17 protein-coding genes are annotated in these 18,137 nt (G+C 61.0%); 7 read left to right on the forward strand and 10 right to left on the reverse strand.

The features are described 5' to 3' along the window. The first annotated feature begins 99 nt into the window (after window positions 1-99). Both J5M56_RS21285 and J5M56_RS21290 read left to right on the forward strand, forming a co-directional pair. The gene (locus J5M56_RS21285) at window positions 100-1,377 is read left to right on the forward strand and encodes an acetyl-CoA C-acetyltransferase (RefSeq protein WP_186476443.1); all 1,278 of its coding nucleotides are present in this window, start codon (window positions 100-102) and stop codon (window positions 1,375-1,377) included. 52 nt (window positions 1,378-1,429) lie between these two features. Then, the gene (locus J5M56_RS21290) at window positions 1,430-2,209 is read left to right on the forward strand and encodes a helix-turn-helix transcriptional regulator (protein ID WP_186476444.1); all 780 of its coding nucleotides are present in this window, start codon (window positions 1,430-1,432) and stop codon (window positions 2,207-2,209) included. Window positions 2,210-2,267: 58 nt separating this feature from the next. Here the strand turns inward: J5M56_RS21290 and J5M56_RS21295 are convergent, their stop codons facing one another. The 4 genes from J5M56_RS21295 to J5M56_RS21310 form a co-directional block, all read right to left on the reverse strand. Further along, window positions 2,268-4,211: a methyl-accepting chemotaxis protein gene (locus J5M56_RS21295; RefSeq protein WP_060479734.1), complete on the reverse strand. Its 1,944-nt coding sequence runs from the start codon at window positions 4,209-4,211 to the stop codon at window positions 2,268-2,270. A gap of 203 nt (window positions 4,212-4,414) precedes the next feature. Then, a complete protein-coding gene (cueR, locus tag J5M56_RS21300; protein ID WP_207937725.1) occupies window positions 4,415-4,819 on the reverse strand; it encodes a Cu(I)-responsive transcriptional regulator in 405 nt (134 codons plus the stop codon). Further along, complete coding sequence (locus J5M56_RS21305; protein ID WP_347709431.1) at window positions 4,816-7,029, reverse strand: heavy metal translocating P-type ATPase; 2,214 nt, start codon at window positions 7,027-7,029, stop codon at window positions 4,816-4,818. Before J5M56_RS21305 ends, cueR begins: the two co-directional genes overlap by 4 nt. A gap of 56 nt (window positions 7,030-7,085) precedes the next feature. Then, window positions 7,086-7,472, reverse strand: a complete 387-nt coding sequence (locus tag J5M56_RS21310) for a hypothetical protein (RefSeq protein ID WP_207937726.1) — start codon at window positions 7,470-7,472, stop codon at window positions 7,086-7,088. 145 nt (window positions 7,473-7,617) lie between these two features. Between J5M56_RS21310 and J5M56_RS21315 the strand changes: the two genes are divergently transcribed. Both J5M56_RS21315 and J5M56_RS21320 read left to right on the forward strand, forming a co-directional pair. Further along, entirely contained in the window at window positions 7,618-7,815 is a 198-nt protein-coding gene (locus tag J5M56_RS21315; protein ID WP_207937727.1) for a cation transporter, read from the forward strand. Window positions 7,816-7,890: 75 nt separating this feature from the next. Continuing rightward, window positions 7,891-9,072, forward strand: coding sequence for a multidrug effflux MFS transporter (locus tag J5M56_RS21320; protein ID WP_207937728.1), 1,182 nt, complete (start codon window positions 7,891-7,893; stop codon window positions 9,070-9,072). On the opposite strand, the gene J5M56_RS26805 is transcribed toward J5M56_RS21320, so the two are convergent. Next, the gene (locus tag J5M56_RS26805) at window positions 9,023-9,220 is read right to left on the reverse strand and encodes a hypothetical protein (RefSeq protein ID WP_081016688.1); all 198 of its coding nucleotides are present in this window, start codon (window positions 9,218-9,220) and stop codon (window positions 9,023-9,025) included. The two genes, J5M56_RS21320 and J5M56_RS26805, sit on opposite strands and share 50 nt — an antisense overlap. Window positions 9,221-9,684: 464 nt before the next feature. Here J5M56_RS26805 and J5M56_RS21325 point away from each other — a divergent pair, with 464 nt between their 5' ends. Then, entirely contained in the window at window positions 9,685-10,392 is a 708-nt protein-coding gene (locus J5M56_RS21325; protein ID WP_060479730.1) for a helix-turn-helix transcriptional regulator, read from the forward strand. Window positions 10,393-10,397: 5 nt separating this feature from the next. On the opposite strand, the gene J5M56_RS21330 is transcribed toward J5M56_RS21325, so the two are convergent. From J5M56_RS21330 to J5M56_RS21350, 5 genes are all read right to left on the reverse strand, one after another. Continuing rightward, window positions 10,398-11,345: an adenosine deaminase gene (locus tag J5M56_RS21330; RefSeq protein WP_207937729.1), complete on the reverse strand. Its 948-nt coding sequence runs from the start codon at window positions 11,343-11,345 to the stop codon at window positions 10,398-10,400. 84 nt (window positions 11,346-11,429) lie between these two features. After that, a complete protein-coding gene (locus tag J5M56_RS21335) occupies window positions 11,430-12,116 on the reverse strand; it encodes an SDR family oxidoreductase (protein ID WP_207937730.1) in 687 nt (228 codons plus the stop codon). A gap of 353 nt (window positions 12,117-12,469) precedes the next feature. Continuing rightward, a complete protein-coding gene (locus tag J5M56_RS21340; protein ID WP_207937731.1) occupies window positions 12,470-13,054 on the reverse strand; it encodes a YigZ family protein in 585 nt (194 codons plus the stop codon). A gap of 9 nt (window positions 13,055-13,063) precedes the next feature. Continuing rightward, window positions 13,064-13,726 carry a TetR/AcrR family transcriptional regulator gene (locus tag J5M56_RS21345; RefSeq protein ID WP_060479726.1) on the reverse strand — a complete coding sequence of 221 codons (663 nt, stop codon included), beginning with the start codon at window positions 13,724-13,726 and terminating at the stop codon, window positions 13,064-13,066. Window positions 13,727-13,816: 90 nt separating this feature from the next. Beyond that, window positions 13,817-14,734 carry a LysR family transcriptional regulator gene (locus tag J5M56_RS21350; RefSeq protein ID WP_060479725.1) on the reverse strand — a complete coding sequence of 306 codons (918 nt, stop codon included), beginning with the start codon at window positions 14,732-14,734 and terminating at the stop codon, window positions 13,817-13,819. A gap of 119 nt (window positions 14,735-14,853) precedes the next feature. On the opposite strand from J5M56_RS21350, the gene J5M56_RS21355 reads away from it, so the two are divergent. Beyond that, window positions 14,854-16,200 carry an aspartate aminotransferase family protein gene (locus tag J5M56_RS21355; protein ID WP_207937732.1) on the forward strand — a complete coding sequence of 449 codons (1,347 nt, stop codon included), beginning with the start codon at window positions 14,854-14,856 and terminating at the stop codon, window positions 16,198-16,200. Between the two features lie 73 nt (window positions 16,201-16,273). Then, the gene (locus J5M56_RS21360; RefSeq protein WP_060479723.1) at window positions 16,274-17,767 is read left to right on the forward strand and encodes a CoA-acylating methylmalonate-semialdehyde dehydrogenase; all 1,494 of its coding nucleotides are present in this window, start codon (window positions 16,274-16,276) and stop codon (window positions 17,765-17,767) included. Window positions 17,768-18,137: the final 370 nt, after the last annotated feature.

The raw sequence follows: 18,137 nt of genomic DNA on the forward strand, positions 1-18,137 counted from the left end.
CAAGCTTGCAAGTGTGGACCAACTTTATGCCAAGGTCGTTCGAATGCGGCAAAAACACCTAGGCTGTACGGATCGAATGGTTAACGGAGGACTATACGCATGAGCTCAACTCGTCGGGTCGCGATCCTGGGCGGCAACCGTATTCCCTTCGCCCGCTCCAATGGCGTTTACGCCAACGCCAGCAACCAGGCGATGCTGACTGCGGCCCTGGAGGGCCTGATCGAGCGTTATCGCTTGCACGGGCTGCAATTGGGGGAAGTGGTGGCAGGGGCTGTGCTCAAGCATTCGCGGGACATGAACTTGACCCGCGAATGCGTACTCGGCTCCCGTCTGTCGGCGCAGACGCCTGCCTACGATCTCCAGCAAGCCTGCGGTACTGGCCTGGAGGCTGCGCTGCTGGTGGCCAACAAGATTGCCCTCGGGCAGATCGACAGTGGCATTGCCGGCGGCGTGGATACCACGTCCGATGCACCGATCGGGGTCAATGAAGGGCTTCGGCGTATCCTCTTGCAGGCTAACCGTGGCAAAACCTTGGCCGAGCGACTCAAGCCGTTTCTGCAAATACGGGCGAGCCATCTCAAACCCGAGCTGCCGCGTAACGGCGAGCCGCGCACCGGGCTGTCGATGGGCGAGCACTGCGAGCGCATGGCGCAAACCTGGGGCATCGACCGCGCCGAGCAGGACGCACTGACGTTGCACAGCCATCGGCACCTGGCGGCCTCCTACAACGAAGGTTGGCAAGATGACCTGCTGACGCCTTTTTTGGGCTTGGCCCGTGACAACAATCTGCGTACCGATCTGACCCTTGAGCAACTGGCCAGGCTCAAGCCATCCTTCGACCGCAGCGGCCTGGGCACATTGACGCCCGGCAACTCCACGCCATTGACCGATGGTGCTTCGATGGTGCTGCTGGGTAGCGAGCAGTGGGCTCAAGAGCAGGGCCTGCCAGTGCTGGCGTATCTGGTCGATGGCCAAACCGCTGCCGTGGATTTCGTCACAGGCCAAGAGGGGCTGCTGATGGCGCCGGTGTACGCGGTGCCGCGGCTGCTGGCGCGTAATGGCCTGACCTTGCAGGACTTCGATTACTACGAAATCCATGAAGCCTTCGCCGCTCAGGTGCTATGCACCCTCAAAGCCTGGGAGGATGCCCAATACTGCCGTGACCGGTTAGGGCTGGATGCGCCCTTGGGGCGCATCGATCGCAGCAAGCTCAACGTCAAGGGCAGTTCATTGGCGGCAGGGCACCCCTTCGCAGCGACTGGCGGGCGGATTCTGGCCAACCTGGCGAAGTTGCTGGCCAAGGCCGGTAAAGGCCGCGGGCTGATTTCCATTTGTGCAGCGGGCGGGCAGGGGGTGACGGTTATCGTCGAGCGGTGAGGCGAAGGCGATCTCTGATAGGCTTGGCTGCTCGGCACTACAAGAATTGGCTATGCAGTTGATCGGACATCCTCGCGCTATTCCAGCCTTGGGACACTTGCCCCGGCCTGTCTATGCGCGTGTCGAAAGCCTTCACGCCGGTTCCTATGCGACGCGACACAGCCATGATTGGGTCCAGTTCTGTTATGCGATCAGCGGCGTACTGGGGGTTTATACCAACGGTGGCAATTATTTCGCTCCGCCGCAGTGGGGCGTCTGGATACCCGCTGGCGTGGAGCACGATGTGGTGGCATCCGGGCAGGCTGAGATGCGTAGTTTGTACATCCGTCGTGATGCGTGCCAATGGGCGCCAGGGCACTGTCGGGTACTGGAAGTGACGCCCTTGGCCCGTGAGCTGATCAAGCAGTTCTGCCTGATGCCGGTCGAGTACCCTGAAGGCGATAGCGCCGAAGGGCGCCTGGTCAGCGTATTGCTGGACCAGCTGCGCACGTTACCGGAGGTTGGGTTCTCTGTGCCTTTGCCGAGCCATCCAGGCCTGCAGGCGTTGTGTAACAGCCTGATCGCCGAGCCGGACAAGGCGCATACCTTGCAACGATGGGCGGCGAAATTAGGGTGCTCGGAAAAGACCTTGATGCGTTTGTTTCAGCGCCAAACCGGCCTGAGTTTTCGCAACTGGCGCCAGCGGATGCGTTTGTTGTCATCGCTTGCGTTGCTGGAGGCGGGGCAAAGCGTGACCGACGCGGCGCTGGGCTGTGGCTATGATTCGACCTCTGCCTACATCGCGGCCTTCAAGCAATTGTTTGGAGCGACGCCGGGAGAACTGAAGTTTTGATGTAGACCGCCCCGGCCCTTTCGCGGGTAAACCCGCGAAAGGGCCGGGGCATCGGTACTCAGGTGCGGAAGCGGCGTACCAGGGCATCCAGTTCATTGGACAGCCCGGCAAGGCTCTCGGAGTCCTGGCGCGCTGCCTGGGCCAACTCAGCTACCAACTGCGCGTCGCCATGAATCTGGCTGATGTGCCGGTTGATGTCCTCGGCCACCTGGTGCTGTTCTTCGGCTGCCGTAGCGATCTGCGTGTTCATGTCGCGGATGATGTCTACCGACTCGCGAATCTGCCCGAAGCTGTCACGGGCCATACCGATGCGGCTGACCGACTGCTGCGACACCTCCAGGCTGGCATGCATCTGCCCAGCCACTTCTGCCGTGCGGCTGGCCAGGTTGCCCAACAAGCCATCGATTTCGGCGGTCGAGTCAGCGGTGCGTTTGGCCAGCGCCCTAACTTCATCGGCCACCACGGCAAAACCACGTCCCTGTTCACCCGCGCGGGCCGCCTCGATGGCGGCGTTCAGCGCCAGCAGGTTGGTTTGCTCGGCAATCGAGCGAATGGTGCCGAGGATGGACTGAATGGCGTTACTGTCGCGTTCCAGTTGCTGGATCGACTGGGCCGACTGTTCGATTTCCTGGCTGAGGCGGTCCACGCTGCTGACTGCCGCGTCGATCTGTTGCTGCCCTTCACGGGCCTGCTGCTGGCCGCTATCGGCCGATTGCGCAGCCTGGCTGCACGAACGGGCCACTTCGTTGGCGGTTGCGACCATCTCGTGGAATGCTGTGGAGACCATGTCCACGGCTTCACGCTGGCGCCCGGCGGCCTCGGCCATGTCGCTGGAAACCTGGGTCGAGCTGGTGGAGGTGCTGAGGATCTTGCTGGCGGCTGAGCCGATGTGCTGGATCAGGCTACGGATGGCGCCAAGGAACTGGTTGAACCAGTTCGCCAGTTGCGCAGTTTCGTCGCGCCCACGCACGTCGAGGTTGCGGGTCAGGTCGCCTTCGCCTTGGGCAATGTCTTCCAGGCCGCTGGTGACGCTGTTGATCGGGCGCACGATCAGTTTGGCGAACGCCGCGCCCAGCACGGCGAACACGGCTGCCAGCACCAGCGCGATAGCCCCGATCAGCCAGGTCAGGCGTGTGGTGGTCTGCATCACTTCGCTTTGCTGGATCAGGCCGATGAAGGTCCAGCCCAGTTTCTCGTCCGGGTAGACGTTGGCCATGTAGCGCTCACCGTTGATCTGCACCTCGACCAGACCTTTGCCGGCCTTGGCCAGCTCGGCATAGCCATCACCGAAGCTGCCCAGCTGCTTGAAGTTGTGGCTGGCATCGCGGGGGTCGACCATGACATTGCCGTTGCTTTCCACCAGCATCAGGTACCCGCTTTCACCCAGCTTGATCTGTTTCACGATCTCGGTCAGGCCCTTGAGCGAAACATCGATGTTGACCACCCCGCCTGGGTTGCCCAGCTGGTTGGGTACGGCGCGTACGGTGCTGATCAGCACTGCATCGTCGGCAGCCCAGTAGTAGGCGCCAGTACGTACGGTCTTGCCGGGGTTGGCCATGGCCTGCTGATACCACGGGCGCTGGCGCGGGTCGTAGTTGACGAACTTCTGCCCGGCTGGCCAGCACACATAGCCGCCGTCACTCACGCCGTAGGAAACATAGGCATAGCCTGGGTGAGACTCTGCCAGACGGGTGAAGAAGTCCATGAGCTGCTGATCCTGTTCACCCAGTTCGTTGGACGGGGTGGCGCTCATGTACTTGTTCAGGTTGGTGCCGGTGGCCGCCACCATCGGCTGCGAGGCCAGGTAGGCGACATTCTGGTCGATGCCCTGGAAGAAGATGTTCATTGCATTGCTGACCTGACGGATTTCCCGGCTGCTGCTGTCGAGGAAACCGTCGCGGGCTTCGCCGCGCAGGTTGAGGACCACCAGGGTGGCTACGAGGACGATGGGCAAGCCCGCGATCACCGCGAAGGCCCAAGTCAGTTTTTGTTTGATATTCATCGACGCTCCCGGGGTTTTGTTTTTTGCACGCGAGGCAGGTAGCAACTACATCGGCAGCACCCAGGGAAAAATTAGGTCAGACGCCCGTATGTATTGGGCGAAGTCGCATTTGACGACGATTCGGTCGGCGGCAGGCTAATATGGCATACCAAACAATTATTACGTTGTCGCATCCCTATGCCGTGGAGTGCGAACCAAGCTCCTCAATGGCAGCAGCCCGCGTTTTTGGCCAGGTCCTTGAGAATGGGGCAATCCGGTCGATCGTCTCCCTGGCAGTGGGCAACCAGGTCCCCCAGCGTGTCACGCAGACTCACCAGCTCCTCGATGCGCCGGTTCAGCTCAGCGATGTGCCGCGTGGCCAGGGCCTTGACATCGGCACTGGCGCGCCCGCGGTCCTGCCACAGAGTCAGCAACTTGCCCACTTCATCCAAAGAAAACCCCAGGTCGCGAGAGCGCTTGATGAACGCCAGGCTATGCAGGTCTTCGGCGTGGTAAACGCGGTAGCCGCTGTCACTGCGCGTGGCCGGTTTGAGTAAACCAATGGCCTCGTAATAGCGGATCATCTTAGTGCTGAGCCCGCTGCGGCGGGCCGCCTGGCCAATGTTCATTGGGCCTCCTCGGCGCTGCTGGTGGGTGCCCAGGTTTTCAACCACAGGGCATTGCTGACCACGCTGACGCTGGACAGCGCCATGGCAGCCCCGGCCATGACCGGGTTGAGGTAACCCAGTGCGGCCAAGGGGATGCCGATCAGGTTATAGATGAAGGCCCAGAATAGGTTCTGACGGATTTTCGCGTAGGTCTTGCGGCTGATTTCCAGCGCAGCCGGGACCAGCCGCGGGTCACCCCGCATCAGCGTGATGCCCGCAGCCTGCATGGCCACGTCAGTACCTCCGCCCATGGCGATGCCGATGTCGGCAGCGGCCAGGGCCGGGGCATCGTTGATACCGTCGCCGACCATGGCCACCACCCCGTCCTTTTTCAGCGCAGCTACGGTGGCGGTCTTATCGGCCGGTAGCATTTGGGCGTGCACATCATCGATACCGAGGGCGTCAGCCACCACCTTGGCGCTGCCGTGGTTGTCGCCGGTCAACAAGTGGCTGCTGATATGGCGGGCGTGCAGTGCAGCGATGGCTTGCTCGGCGCCGGGCTTGAGGCTGTCGCCGAACGCCAGCAGGCCGAGTACGCGTGGCGCCTCACCCTGCTCAATCAGCCAGGACAGCGTGCGCCCCTCGGCTTCCCAGGCTTGTGCCTTGCTCGCCAACTCGCCAGGTTGTAGGCCGCTTTCATCGAGCAGGCGGCGGTTGCCAAGCGCCAACGCGCGGCCCCGTACGAAACCGGCAATGCCGCGGCCGGAGAGTGAGAGGCTATCGCTCACTTCAGGCACGTCCAGGCCCTGCTCGGTGCAAACAGCCAGCACCGCCTTGGCCAGGGGGTGTTCGCTGCCCCGCTGCAGGGCGCCGGCCAGGCGCATGAATTCGGCGTGGTCGATCCCCTGCGCCTGGCTGTGAACGACCCGCGGGCTGCCGGAGGTGAGAGTCCCGGTCTTGTCGAACACCACGCGGTTGACTGCATGGGCGCGTTCCAGCGCTTCGGCATCCTTGATCAGAATGCCGTGGCGCGCCGCGACGCCCGTTCCGGCCATGATCGCAGCCGGCGTGGCCAGGCCCAGGGCACAGGGGCAGGCGATCACCAGTACGGCGACAGCATTGATCAACGCCGTCTCCACCGGCGCGCCGGCCAGCCACCAGCCGATTAAGGTGATTACTGCCAGCACCAGCACCGCAGGGACGAATACTTGGCTGACCCGGTCGACCAGCTTCTGGATCGGTGCTTTGGCCGCTTGTGCGTCTTCAACCAGGCGGATGATGCGGGCCAGCACGGTCTGCGCGCCTAGCGCCTCGGTGCGAATCAGCAGCCGGCCTTCGCCGTTGATGGCTCCGCCAGTGACGCGGTCGCCGGGTTGTTTGGCCACCGGTAGGCTCTCGCCACTGATCAGCGCTTCGTCAGCGTGGCTGCTGCCTTCTTCGACGGTACCGTCGACCGGGAAGCGCTCGCCGGGTTTGACCAGCACCCGATCGTCCAGGCGCAGCGCGCTGATCGCAACTTCCTCTTCGTGGCCATCAACCACCCGCAAGGCGCGTTCCGGGCGCAATGCCTCCAGCGCGCGGATGGCACTGGCGGTCTGGCGCTTGGCGCGGCTTTCAAGGTACTTGCCCAGCAATACCAGGGCTATCACCACCGCCGACGCTTCGAAATACAGGTGCGGGGCCGTGCCGACCGGGGCCGTGGCCCACTGGTATAGGCTCAGGCCGTAACCTGCGCTGGTGCCTAAGGCCACTAGCAGATCCATGTTGCCAGCACCGGCGCGCACAGCTTTATAGGCGGCCTGGTAAAAGCGTGCGCCGAGTATGAATTGCACGGGTGTGGCCAGGGCCAATTGCGCCCAGGCAGGTAGCATCCAATGCAGGCCGAACGGCTGCACCAGCATGGGCAAGACCAACGGCAGTGCCAGCAGCAAGGCGGCCACGACGGCCAGGCGCTCGGTGCGCAGCCGCCACTGGGTGTCTTGCCGGGCACTTTCCGTGGCTTGTGGCAGGCTGGCGCTGTAGCCGGCTTTTTCGACGGCGCTGATCAACAGTGCATCGTCGACTGCCTGCTGCACTTGCAGATGAGCCCGTTCATTGGCCAGGTTGACGCTAACTTGTTCGACCCCTGGTAGCTTGCCCAATGTTCGCTCGACCCGGCCGACGCAGCTGGCGCAGGTCATACCGGTGATCTGTAGTTCCACGGTTCGGCTTGGCAGTGTGGTGGCGGGCATGGCTTTGCTCCTCGGCAGGGCTTGGGCACAGCATCAACCTTGCCACGCAGGGAAGGTCAATAGCCCAGGCTGGCTCGTCGCAACTCAAGGCCATTGTGGCCCATGGCAATACGGTATTTGTTGATCTGCCCCGCTTGCAGGTTGAGCCGTGTGCTGCGTTGGTCCTCGATACCGGCAGCGCAGCCGGGCATTTGCCCAGGCAGCAGGCGCAGGCGCACGTCCACCGGGCCAGGCGGCAGGTTGAAGGATGTGGACTGCTCTTGGAATAGCCGACCGGAAAGCTGGTCATTGAGGTACACGCCGATCTCGCAACTGGTCGCCACCTCCAGGCGTTCCCGGGAAATGATCAGTACGCTGTAATCCGAGTTGCTCTCGGCGCTGGCCGGGGGCACTGCGGCTAGTGCGGCTAGTAGCCCGACTGCGCCCACTGCTGTCCTGAACATGAAAAACCTCCTGCATGCGCGATCGTCAAAGGCGCAGCTTGGCTGAGGTGCGCGCGGATTTCCAGCCCGGCCGCGCAACGCAGAACTTGACCTTGACCCGATGGCAAGCTTGAAACTGGACAAAACCCCGAAGGAGGCATTCCCCATGCAAGTGTTCAATGTACAAGGCATGACCTGTGGCCATTGTGTGAAAGCTGTGACACACGCAGTGCAGGCGCTGGATGCACAAGCCAAGGTTGACGTGGATCTGGCCGGCAAAAAAGTCAACGTGCAGAGCACACTGACGGCTGAGCAGGTGCTGGCGGCCATTCGTGAAGAAGGCTACCAGGCCGAGTTGACATAACCGCAGCCTGATCGCGACACACAGGGCCCGACGCAGGTAGACTTAGCGGCTTGCTTAGCATGCTATGGATTTCTGATGAACCTGCGAATGGTGCTGATTCTGGGCGCACTCAGTGCGTTCGGGCCCTTGGCGATCGACTTCTACCTGCCCGCCTTCCCGGCCATGGCGCAGGCGTTCGCCACCGATGAAAAACACGTACAGGCCACTCTTGCGGCCTATTTCCTTGGCTTGTCGATCGGTCAGCTGGCCTATGGGCCTGTGGCAGATCGGTTTGGTCGGCGCAAGCCTTTGGTATTCGGGGTGGCTTTGTTCACCCTGGCCTCATTGGCCTGCGCCTATGCGCCCAACCTCGACACGTTGATCATCGCTCGCTTTGTCCAGGCGCTGGGCGGTTGCGCCGGCATGGTCCTGTCGCGGGCCATCGTCAGCGACAAGTGCGACCCCGTGGCGTCTGCCAAGGTGTTCTCGCAGTTGATGCTGGTGATGGGCTTGGCTCCGATCCTGGCACCGATGCTGGGTGGGGTGCTGGTGAACTTCGCCGGTTGGCAGTCGATCTTCCTGGCGCTAAGCCTGTTCAGTGCAGCCAGCTTATTGGCCGTAACCCTTGGCCTGCCGGAAAGCTTGCCGGCGCATATGCCGCGCCAGCCACTGTCGGGTGCCTTGCGCCAATACCTGCGTCTGTTGGCCGACCGTGTGTTCCTCGGCCACGCGTTGACGGGGGGGATCGCCATTGCTGGTATGTTTGCCTACATCGCTGGTTCACCTTTCGTCTTCATAAAGCTCTACGGCGTACCTGCTGAACATTATGGGTGGCTGTTCGGCACCAATGCTGCTGGCTTCATCCTGGTCGCTCAGGTCAATGCGCGCCTTCTGGTCAAGCGAGGCCCGGCATTTCTGCTGAGCCGTGCGGTCTGGGTGTACCTCGCGGCGGGCCTCTCGCTGTTGGCTGTTGCGGCCCTGCAACCCGCTGCGCTGTGGCCATTGCTGGTGCCGCTGTTCGTCTGCATCGCCAGCCTAGGGTGCATCATTCCAAACGCGGCCGCCTGTGCCATGAGCGGCCAGGGCGCTCGGGCGGGTAGCGCGTCGGCATTGATGGGCTGCCTGCAGTTCAGCGTCGCTGCCGCTGCAGCAGCGCTGGTCGGTGTGCTACATGACGGGAGTGCAATACCCATGAGCCTGGTAATCAGTTTATGCGGGGTGCTGGTGGTCAGTGTCGCATTGCTGACCCGGCGCTTTCAGGCAGCGCGCCCTGCATGAGCGAGTGAGGGGCCTGCAGGCGATTTTGCAGGGTAGCGACGAAGGCGCGGGCCTCGGCTTCGCTGCGAAAACTCACTACATGCTGGTCGAGCCTGACCTGCCAGGGGCAGTTGGGGTTGCGGGTCGACGTACTGACGACAATTTTCATCGCGGCATACCTCCGATTGGCAAGAGGGGCGCAGATAGTGTAGCGCTGCGCACAACCGTTGCCATGGCCCGAGCGGGTGTTCGGACTGGCGGTCGGGGCGTTGTCTCAAGGGTTTGTCTGAAGTTTCCATAGGCTTCGGCTGAATTGAAGTAGAAGCTTCGCTTTGAGTTGCGCTACTTGAGGAAGGGTACTGTCGGCAGAGTCGCAGCACGCTCTGGGCCATCCTTCCTTATGCCCAGTATTTTCCCTCCTGCTCTGGTTTGTAGAGCTTTGCCCGCCACATCGACCGATTCGAGGGTCACCCTACCCAGCGTCATTCGGGCTTACCTGCACAGGTTCCGAGCTGCCGGATGCGGCTTTTCTGCGGCTTATACTGGCGGTCGAGCACTTTGCCTTGGGGGCGATTAGCGTAGCCAAGGCTGGCCTCTGGAAACCAGACGTGATCACGCGGGAGAAATAGGGATATGAATGCAGTCAGCAGTATCAGTCAGATTGCCGGCCTGATGGCCGACCCCAAGCGCAGCGCGATGTTATGGGCGCTGATCGATGGCACCCCGAGGCCGACCGATGAACTGGCGATGATGACCGGGCTGACCTCGTCTTCTGCCTGTGCGCATTTGTCGCTGCTGTCTTCGGCAGGCCTGCTCAGGCTCGAGGCGCGGGGCCGCAAGCGCTACTTCAGGCTCGCCACTCCCCAGGTCGGGGTCGCCGTCGAAGCGTTGGCCAGTGTGCAGTTGGTTGCGCAAAACAGGCGGCATACCGAGGTACTTCAATTGCCAATGGCGATGCGCAGGGCGCGCCGCTGTGGTGACCACTTGGGCGGCGAACTGGCGGCTGAACTGTACCATCGGCTGGTAGTGGCTGGTTGGCTGGTGGGCAGTGAGCGGGAGCTCACGGTGAGCGATGAGGGGCGGGCTCAACTGGCGGCCATCGGGGTCTACATTGACGCGCTGGCATCACGACGCCAAGGCGGCTGTTCGGTCTGCCACAACAATGAGTTGAGCGACCAAGGGCCGCACTTGGGCGGCAGCCTTGGCCAGGCATTGCTCAAACTGTTTCTTCAGTCTGGCTGGATACGCGAACCTGAAGGCACGCGGGTGCTGCAGATTTCTGCCGAAGGTGTGCAGCAGATCAACCGCATCGCCCGCGTGGCGACTTTGCAGGTGGGGTGACGGCTTCAGATCAGGCGAGCATCCAGGCTGTTCTGCGCCAGCTTGCGAGCCTGGTCTTTGGTCATGCCCAGGTGGGTGTGCAGGGCGTGGAAGTTCTCGGTGACATAACCGCCGAAGTAGGCCGGGTCGTCCGAGTTGACTGTCACCTTGACGCCACGCTCGAGCATATCGAGGATGTTGTGTTGGCTCATATCGTCGAACACGCAAAGCTTGGTATTGGACAAGGGGCAAACAGTGAGCGGGATCTGCTCGTCGATGATGCGCTGCATCAGGCGCTCGTCTTCGATGGCGCGTACGCCGTGGTCGATCCGCTTGATCTTCAGAAGGTCCAACGCTTCCCAGATGTACTCGGGCGGGCCCTCCTCACCGGCGTGGGCGACAGCCACGAAACCTTCGCTGCGGGCGCGGTCGAACACGCGCTGGAACTTGCTTGGCGGGTGGCCCATCTCCGAACTGTCCAGACCGACAGCGATGAACGCGTCGCGGAACGGCATGGCCTGGTCTAGGGTCTTTTGCGCTTGCTCTTCGCTGAGGTGACGCAGGAAGCTCAGGATCAGGCCGCTGCTGATGCCCAGTTGCTCGCGGCCATCCTTGAGTGCCTGGTTGATGCCATTGAGCACCACTTCGAACGCGATGCCGCGGTCAGTGTGGGTCTGCGGGTCGAAGAACGGTTCGGTATGAATCACGTTCTGTGCCTTGCAGCGTTGCAGGTAGGCCCAGGTCAGGTCATAGAAATCCTGCTCGGTGCGAAGTACGTCCGCGCCGCGATAGTACAAGTCGAGAAACTCTTGCAGGTTATTGAACGCATAGGCGCTGCGCAGGGTTTCTACGTCATTCCATGGCAGGGCAATCTTGTTGCGCTCGGCCAGTGCGAAGAGCAGTTCGGGCTCCAGCGAACCTTCGAGGTGCAGGTGTAGTTCTGCCTTGGGCAGGGCATTGAGCCAATCATACATAGGGGGAATGTCTCGAATCAGGAACGGTTGCCGACATTCTACAGGGCTCGGCCGGGTATTGCGCCCGGCCGGTCGGTATTCATCTCACCACGTCAGCGGCTCGCCTTTGTAGTTGATGAAGCGTAGGCCACCCTTGCCGCTTTGCGCCTTGATCTGTTCCAGCATGCCCCGAGTGCTGGTGAGCACGTCGATTTCCGCGTTTTCACCGCCCATGTCAGTCTTCACCCAGCCGGGGTGCATGGCCAGTACGCACAGGTCCGGGCGCTGCAGTTCGACCACAAAGCTATTGATCATCGAGTTGAGAGCCGCCTTGCTGGCTTTGTATAGGCACAGTTCGCCGCCGTCGGGGATGGTTACGCTGCCCAGGATCGAGCTCATGAACGCCAGCACGCCAGTGTTTTCCCGCAGCTGGCCTGCCAGGCGGCGGGCGACACGGATCGGGGCTACGGCATTGGTCATGAACAACTCGCCAACGGCCTGGCTGCTTACCGCTTCGAGGTCCTGCGGCAGAGGGCCCATGACGCCAGCGTTGACGAACACCAGGTCGAATACCTCACCTTGCAGGCGTTGCTTGAGGCCGTCGAGTTGAGCGGCGTCATTGATTTCCAGTTGTTCAATGCGCACGCCCGGGACATCGGCCAGGGCGCCGGGCTGCTGGGGATTGCGCACGGTGGCGGTGATGCTCCAGCCATCTTCCTGCAGGCGCTGGACCAAACCCAGGCCTAGGCCGCGGGATGCGCCGATGATGAGGGCAGTTCTCGAAGTTGCCATTGGAAGATTCCTTTATGGGAGTCGGAAAACAATTGAGCATACTGCAGTGCCGTCAGGTGTGCCTGCCTAGCGTCTGGCTAAAAAATGTACAGCTACGCCCGGCCCTGAGTGAGCCGGGCACTGAACGGTTGGCTCACGGGTTATCCACAGGCTGATCCACAGTAATTGTGCGCAAGCCTGCCCGCGATCTGTCGTTCGCACTGGGGATAACTCACCACAGTTCAGTCACTTGGTGCTGTCATCAAACGCTGATCAAAATATGCTCAATGCTCCGCAGGCCTTTGCTGGCATGGGATGCAGCGGAGTGCCCCAAGCTTATCCACAGGCCGGCCCACAGTTGATGTGGGCAAGTCTCAGCGGGCCTGCAAGATGATTCGGCCGCGGCTCAGATCGGCCAACTGCTGTTGCAAGGTGCTCAGGTGCTCTTCACCCAGCGCGATTTCAAGGTCGACGCCATTGGCGGTGAACTGCTCGTCCAGCACAAGACCGTCGACCTCTGCCAGGCGCAGTTTCACCAGCGCCAGTTCGCTGAACGTACACCTGCAAACGAATTCGCTGCGCTTTACCAGCAGCCGTTTGGGCGCCTGTTGCAGGCATTTGTTGGCGCCACCCCCATAGGCGCGGGCTAGCCCCCCGGTGCCCAATTGAATGCCGCCGTACCAGCGGATTACCAGCACCACGACCTGGTCGCAATCCTGTGCTTCGATGGCCGCCAGGATTGGCCGCCCGGCGGTTCCGCCTGGTTCACCATCGTCATTGCTGCGGTACTGCCCGCCGATCTTCCATGCCCAGCAGTTGTGGGTGGCGGCCACGTCGCTGTGGCGTTCGATGAAGCTCATGGCTTCGGCCGCACTGGTGATCGGGGCGGCAAGGGTGATGAAGCGGCTCTTGCGGATTTCCTCGCGAAATTCGCAGAGCTCAAGCAAGGTAGAAGGCATAAATGAACGTCAGGCGCTCGGCGTGATGCCGCAGCCTTTGAGAATGATGTGGATAAGGTTATTGCTGGCATCTTCCATATCTTGCTTGGTCAGCCGGCTCCGGCCGGTGACCTGGCAGATCTGGGTAGCGAAGTCGGCATAGTGTTGGGTGCTGCCCCACAGCAGGAAGATCAGGTGCACGGGGTCCACCGGGTCCATTTTTCCGGCTTCGATCCAGGCTTGGAATACAGCAGCCCGGCCGCGGAACCACTCCCGGTAGTCGGCGCTGAAGTACTCGGTGAGGCAACTGCCGCCGCTGATCACTTCCATTGCGAAGATCCGCGAGGCCTGAGGGTTGCGCCGGGAGAACTCCATTTTGGTACGTATGTAATGGCTCAGCGCGGTGCCCGGGTCGTCGTCGACGCTCAAGGCGTTGAAGGTGCTGTCCCACAATTCGATGATGTTACTCAGCACGGCGATGTACAGGCCGAGTTTGTTGGTGAAGTAGTAATGCAGGTTGGCCTTGGGCAAGCCGGCTTTCAGCGCGATGGTGTTCATGCTGGTGCCTTTGAAACCATGACGGGCGAATTCGTCTTCGGCGGCTTGGATGATGGCCTGTTCGTTCTTCTGGCGGATACGGCCGGCGGGCTTGCCCGAGGCGGGGAGGCGATGCGCTGGGACTTCTAGGGTCATGGACGATTCCGGACAGGTCTGTGGCAACGAATGTCGGACAAGATTACCTGCCTGTGCTGGCCTGACAAGCCTTAGCGTCAGAAGCGGGCATCAGCGTGTCGCAGCCAGGCTTTCGAGGAAGCTTTCCAATACCAGATTTGGCCGACGGCCCTTGCGGGTCACCCAGCTCAGGCTCAGGTCGTAGAACCGTTGCGCCGGTTTGAGCGCGCGCAGGCGGCCCTGCTGGACCCAGAAGGTCGCGTAATGGTCCGGAAGATAGCCGATGTAGCGCCCAGTCAGGATCAGAAAAGCCATGCCTTCGCGGTCTGAGGCACTGGCGGTGCAATTGAGGGCCTGGTAATGCGCCTGAATCTCTGCAGGCAGGCGGAAGGTAGGGGCGATGGCCTCCTGGCTGTTCAGGCGCTCATCGTCTATCTGCTGGTTGTCGGCGTAGAACAACGGGTGGCCAACCGCGCAATAAAGCTGTGAACGCTCGCTGTACAGCGATTGATATTCCAGGCCTGAAAGTGGGCTGGTCTGCGGCACCACACCGACGTGCAGACTGCCGTCCAGCACGCCTTGCTCGACCTGGCTGGGGGAAATCATGCGGATCTGGATACGAACTTCGGGGCCGCGGTCCTTGAGTTCGGCCAGGGCATGAGTGATGCGCATGTGTGGCAGGGTAACCAGGTTATCGGTCAGGCCGATGTTGAGCTCGCCGCGCAAATGCTGGTGCAGGCCATTGACCTCGGTGCGGAAAGTTTCAAGCGCACTGAGCAATTGCAGTGCCGAGTGGTACACCTCGCGGCCTTCCTCGGTCAGCGAGAAGCCAGCGCGGCCGCGCTGACACAAACGTAAGCCCAGGCGTTGTTCGAGATCGTTCATCTGCTGACTGATGGCCGAGCGGCCTATGCCCAGCACGTTCTCCGCAGCGGAGAACCCTCCGCATTCAACGACGCTTCGGTAAATTTTCAGCAAGCGGATATCGAAATCACTTACCTGGGCGAGAGGGTCGGGGCGTCGGCTCATAAGTTTAGTCTTGCGCTAACTGAAGATTAGAAATGTAGGCTTTTTCAGACTTTATCGCCGTGCCAATTTAGCTGCAACAACATCCATCGTTGCCTAACAGTCTTTCAAGGACCCCGCCGATGAACATGCCCGAAGCCGTCACTCCAGGTATCGCCAGCCAGCTGAAGCTCGATGCCCACTGGATGCCCTACACCGCCAACCGTAACTTCCAGCGCGACCCGCGCTTGATTGTGGCGGCCGATGGCAATCACCTGGTAGACGACAAGGGCCGGCGAATCTTCGATGCCCTCTCAGGTCTGTGGACCTGTGGTGCCGGGCATACCCGCAAGGAAATCACCGAGGCAGTCGCACGTCAGCTGGGTACTCTCGATTACTCCCCGGCATTCCAGTTCGGCCACCCGCTTTCGTTCCAGCTCGCCGAGAAGATCGCTGAACTGACGCCCGGCGACCTGAACCATGTCTTCTATACCAACTCGGGCTCCGAGTGCTGCGACACCGCGTTGAAAATGGTGCGTGCCTACTGGCGCCTAAAAGGCCAGGCCACCAAGACCAAGATCATTGGCCGTGCGCGTGGCTATCACGGGGTTAACATCGCGGGTACCAGCTTGGGTGGCGTCAATGGCAACCGCAAGATGTTCGGCCAATTGCTGGACGTCGACCACCTGCCCCACACCGTGCTGCCGGTGAATGCCTTCTCCAAAGGCCTGCCGGAGGAGGGTGGTATCGCCTTGGCAGATGAAATGCTCAAGCTGATCGAGCTGCACGATGCGTCGAACATTGCAGCCGTAATTGTCGAGCCGCTGGCAGGTTCCGCCGGTGTGCTGCCGCCGCCCAAGGGCTACCTCAAGCGGTTGCGTGAGATCTGTACGCAGCACAACATCCTGCTGATCTTCGACGAGGTCATCACAGGTTTCGGCCGTATGGGTGCCATGACTGGGTCCGAGGCTTTCGGTGTCACCCCAGACCTGATGTGCATCGCCAAGCAGGTCACCAACGGTGCCATTCCGATGGGGGCAGTGATCGCCTCCAGCGAGATCTACCAGACGTTCATGAACCAACCGACTCCGGAATACGCCGTCGAATTTCCTCACGGCTACACCTACTCGGCGCACCCTGTCGCCTGCGCCGCCGGTATTGCTGCGCTCGACCTTCTGCAAAAAGAGAACTTGGTGCAGTCGGCTGCAGAGTTGGCGCCGCACTTCGAGAAACTATTGCACGGCATCAAAGGCACCAAGAATGTCGTCGACATCCGTAACTATGGCCTGGCAGGCGCGATTCAAATCGCTGCCCGCGACGGTGATGCCATCGTGCGGCCTTACGAAGCGGCCATGAAGCTGTGGCAGGCCGGCTTCTATGTGCGTTTTGGCGGCGACACTTTGCAGTTCGGGCCAACCTTCAACACTCAGCCGCAGGAGCTGGACCGTCTGTTCGACGCGGTCGGTGAAGCCCTGAACAAGATCGACTGATCATCACGCTTTCGACGCAGAGCGCGTGAGCCGATCACGCGCCTGACTCAACCTTCTTTATTTGGAGTTTTGCATGAGCATTGTTCAGCACCTGATTCACGGCGAGCTGGTTACCAAGGGCGAGCGTACCGCCGATGTCTTCAATCCTTCTACCGGCCAAGCGGTGCGTAAGGTGGAGTTGGCCAGCCGCGCGACCGTTCAGCAGGCCATCGATTCTGCCAAGGCCGCGTTCCCGGCTTGGCGCAATACCCCCCCGGCCAAGCGCGCTCAGGTGATGTTCCGCTTCAAACAACTGCTGGAGCAGAATGAAGCACGCATCTCGCAGATGATCAGCGAAGAGCACGGCAAGACCCTGGAAGACGCTGCTGGTGAACTCAAGCGTGGCATCGAGAACGTCGAGTTTGCCTGCGCGGCGCCAGAGGTGCTTAAAGGTGAATACAGCCGCAATGTTGGCCCTAACATCGATGCCTGGTCCGACTTCCAGCCGCTGGGCGTAGTTGCTGGCATCACCCCGTTCAACTTCCCAGCCATGGTGCCGCTGTGGATGTACCCGTTGGCCATCGCCTGCGGCAACGCCTTCATCCTCAAGCCATCCGAGCGCGATCCCAGCTCGACGCTATTCATTGCGCAGTTGTTGCTGGAGGCTGGCCTGCCGAAGGGTATCCTCAACGTGGTGCACGGCGATAAAGAGGCCGTCGATGCGCTCATCGAAGCACCGGAGGTCAAAGCACTGAGCTTCGTTGGTTCGACGCCAATCGCCGAGTACATCTACGCCGAAGGTACCAAGCGCGGCAAGCGCGTCCAGGCTCTGGGCGGTGCGAAGAACCACGCAGTGTTGATGCCCGACGCTGATCTGGACAACGCGGTCAGTGCGCTGATGGGGGCGGCATACGGTTCGTGCGGCGAGCGCTGCATGGCTATCTCGGTGGCAGTGTGCGTAGGTGATCAGGTTGCCGATGCACTGATCGCCAAGCTGGAGCCGCAGATCAAGGCGTTGAAGATCGGTGCCGGTACTTCCTGTGGTCTTGACATGGGGCCGCTGGTGACCGCTGCTGCCCGTGACAAGGTAGTCGGCTATATAGACGATGGCCTGGCCGCTGGCGCCAAACTGGTGGTCGATGGTCGTGGTTTGCGTGTAACGGGTAATGAAGACGGCTACTTCGTCGGCGGTACCCTGTTCGATCACGTGACCCCAGAAATGCGCATCTATAAAGAAGAGATCTTCGGCCCGGTGCTGTGCGTGGTGCGCGTGAACAGCCTGGAACAAGCCATGCAATTGATCAATGACCATGAGTATGGCAACGGCACTTGCATCTTTACCCGTGACGGTGAAGCCGCGCGCCTGTTCTGCGACGAAATCGAGGTAGGCATGGTGGGGGTCAACGTACCGCTCCCAGTTCCTGTCGCTTACCACAGCTTTGGTGGCTGGAAGCGTTCGCTCTTCGGTGATCTGCACGCCTATGGGCCGGATGGCGTGCGCTTCTATACCCGCCGTAAGGCGATCACCCAGCGCTGGCCGCAACGCTCCAGCCATGAAGCGTCGCAGTTTGCATTCCCTAGCTTGTAAGCGCTGAGCGTAAGCGGGGGAGGCCGCAAGCCTCCCCCGCTTCGTTTTTGAGCAATATTGAACTTTCTTGAAATTAAAGGTTGACGGGCTTTCGAATCCCCTTATAATGCGCCCCACTTCCAGCGACATCGGAACGAAAAACTCCTTGAGATTCAACGAGTTAATAAGTTCGGGCGAGATTGGAAGCGCTTCGGTCGACTGATCGATAGCGGTGGAGATGAAGGTTGACAGCGGTTTTAAACACTGTATGATTCGCCTCCCGCTACGAGAGATCGCGGCGAGTCAAGTGTTTGAAGCTAAACGAGTTTCTCGCAAAAAACTTCAAAATAAACGCTTGACAGTAAATGAGGAAAGCGTAGAATGCGCGCCT

Origin of the sequence: Pseudomonas sp. 51_B (assembly GCF_017491595.1) — a bacterium.
Lineage (GTDB): Bacteria > Pseudomonadota > Gammaproteobacteria > Pseudomonadales > Pseudomonadaceae > Aquipseudomonas > Aquipseudomonas promysalinigenes.

Excerpts from the sequence above, each read along its gene's own strand:
- J5M56_RS21285 (WP_186476443.1), top strand. The coding sequence starts at position 100 with ATGAGCTCAACTCGTCGGGTCGCGATCCTGGGCGGCAACCGTATTCCC.
- J5M56_RS21290 (WP_186476444.1), top strand. The coding sequence starts at position 1,430 with ATGCAGTTGATCGGACATCCTCGCGCTATTCCAGCCTTGGGACACTTG.
- J5M56_RS21295 (WP_060479734.1), bottom strand. The coding sequence starts at position 4,211 with ATGAATATCAAACAAAAACTGACTTGGGCCTTCGCGGTGATCGCGGGC.
- cueR (WP_207937725.1), bottom strand. The coding sequence starts at position 4,819 with ATGAACATTGGCCAGGCGGCCCGCCGCAGCGGGCTCAGCACTAAGATG.
- J5M56_RS21305 (WP_347709431.1), bottom strand. The coding sequence starts at position 7,029 with ATGCCCGCCACCACACTGCCAAGCCGAACCGTGGAACTACAGATCACC.
- J5M56_RS21310 (WP_207937726.1), bottom strand. The coding sequence starts at position 7,472 with ATGTTCAGGACAGCAGTGGGCGCAGTCGGGCTACTAGCCGCACTAGCC.
- J5M56_RS21315 (WP_207937727.1), top strand. The coding sequence starts at position 7,618 with ATGCAAGTGTTCAATGTACAAGGCATGACCTGTGGCCATTGTGTGAAA.
- J5M56_RS21320 (WP_207937728.1), top strand. The coding sequence starts at position 7,891 with ATGAACCTGCGAATGGTGCTGATTCTGGGCGCACTCAGTGCGTTCGGG.
- J5M56_RS26805 (WP_081016688.1), bottom strand. The coding sequence starts at position 9,220 with ATGAAAATTGTCGTCAGTACGTCGACCCGCAACCCCAACTGCCCCTGG.
- J5M56_RS21325 (WP_060479730.1), top strand. The coding sequence starts at position 9,685 with ATGAATGCAGTCAGCAGTATCAGTCAGATTGCCGGCCTGATGGCCGAC.
- J5M56_RS21330 (WP_207937729.1), bottom strand. The coding sequence starts at position 11,345 with ATGTATGATTGGCTCAATGCCCTGCCCAAGGCAGAACTACACCTGCAC.
- J5M56_RS21335 (WP_207937730.1), bottom strand. The coding sequence starts at position 12,116 with ATGGCAACTTCGAGAACTGCCCTCATCATCGGCGCATCCCGCGGCCTA.
- J5M56_RS21340 (WP_207937731.1), bottom strand. The coding sequence starts at position 13,054 with ATGCCTTCTACCTTGCTTGAGCTCTGCGAATTTCGCGAGGAAATCCGC.
- J5M56_RS21345 (WP_060479726.1), bottom strand. The coding sequence starts at position 13,726 with ATGACCCTAGAAGTCCCAGCGCATCGCCTCCCCGCCTCGGGCAAGCCC.
- J5M56_RS21350 (WP_060479725.1), bottom strand. The coding sequence starts at position 14,734 with ATGAGCCGACGCCCCGACCCTCTCGCCCAGGTAAGTGATTTCGATATC.
- J5M56_RS21355 (WP_207937732.1), top strand. The coding sequence starts at position 14,854 with ATGAACATGCCCGAAGCCGTCACTCCAGGTATCGCCAGCCAGCTGAAG.
- J5M56_RS21360 (WP_060479723.1), top strand. The coding sequence starts at position 16,274 with ATGAGCATTGTTCAGCACCTGATTCACGGCGAGCTGGTTACCAAGGGC.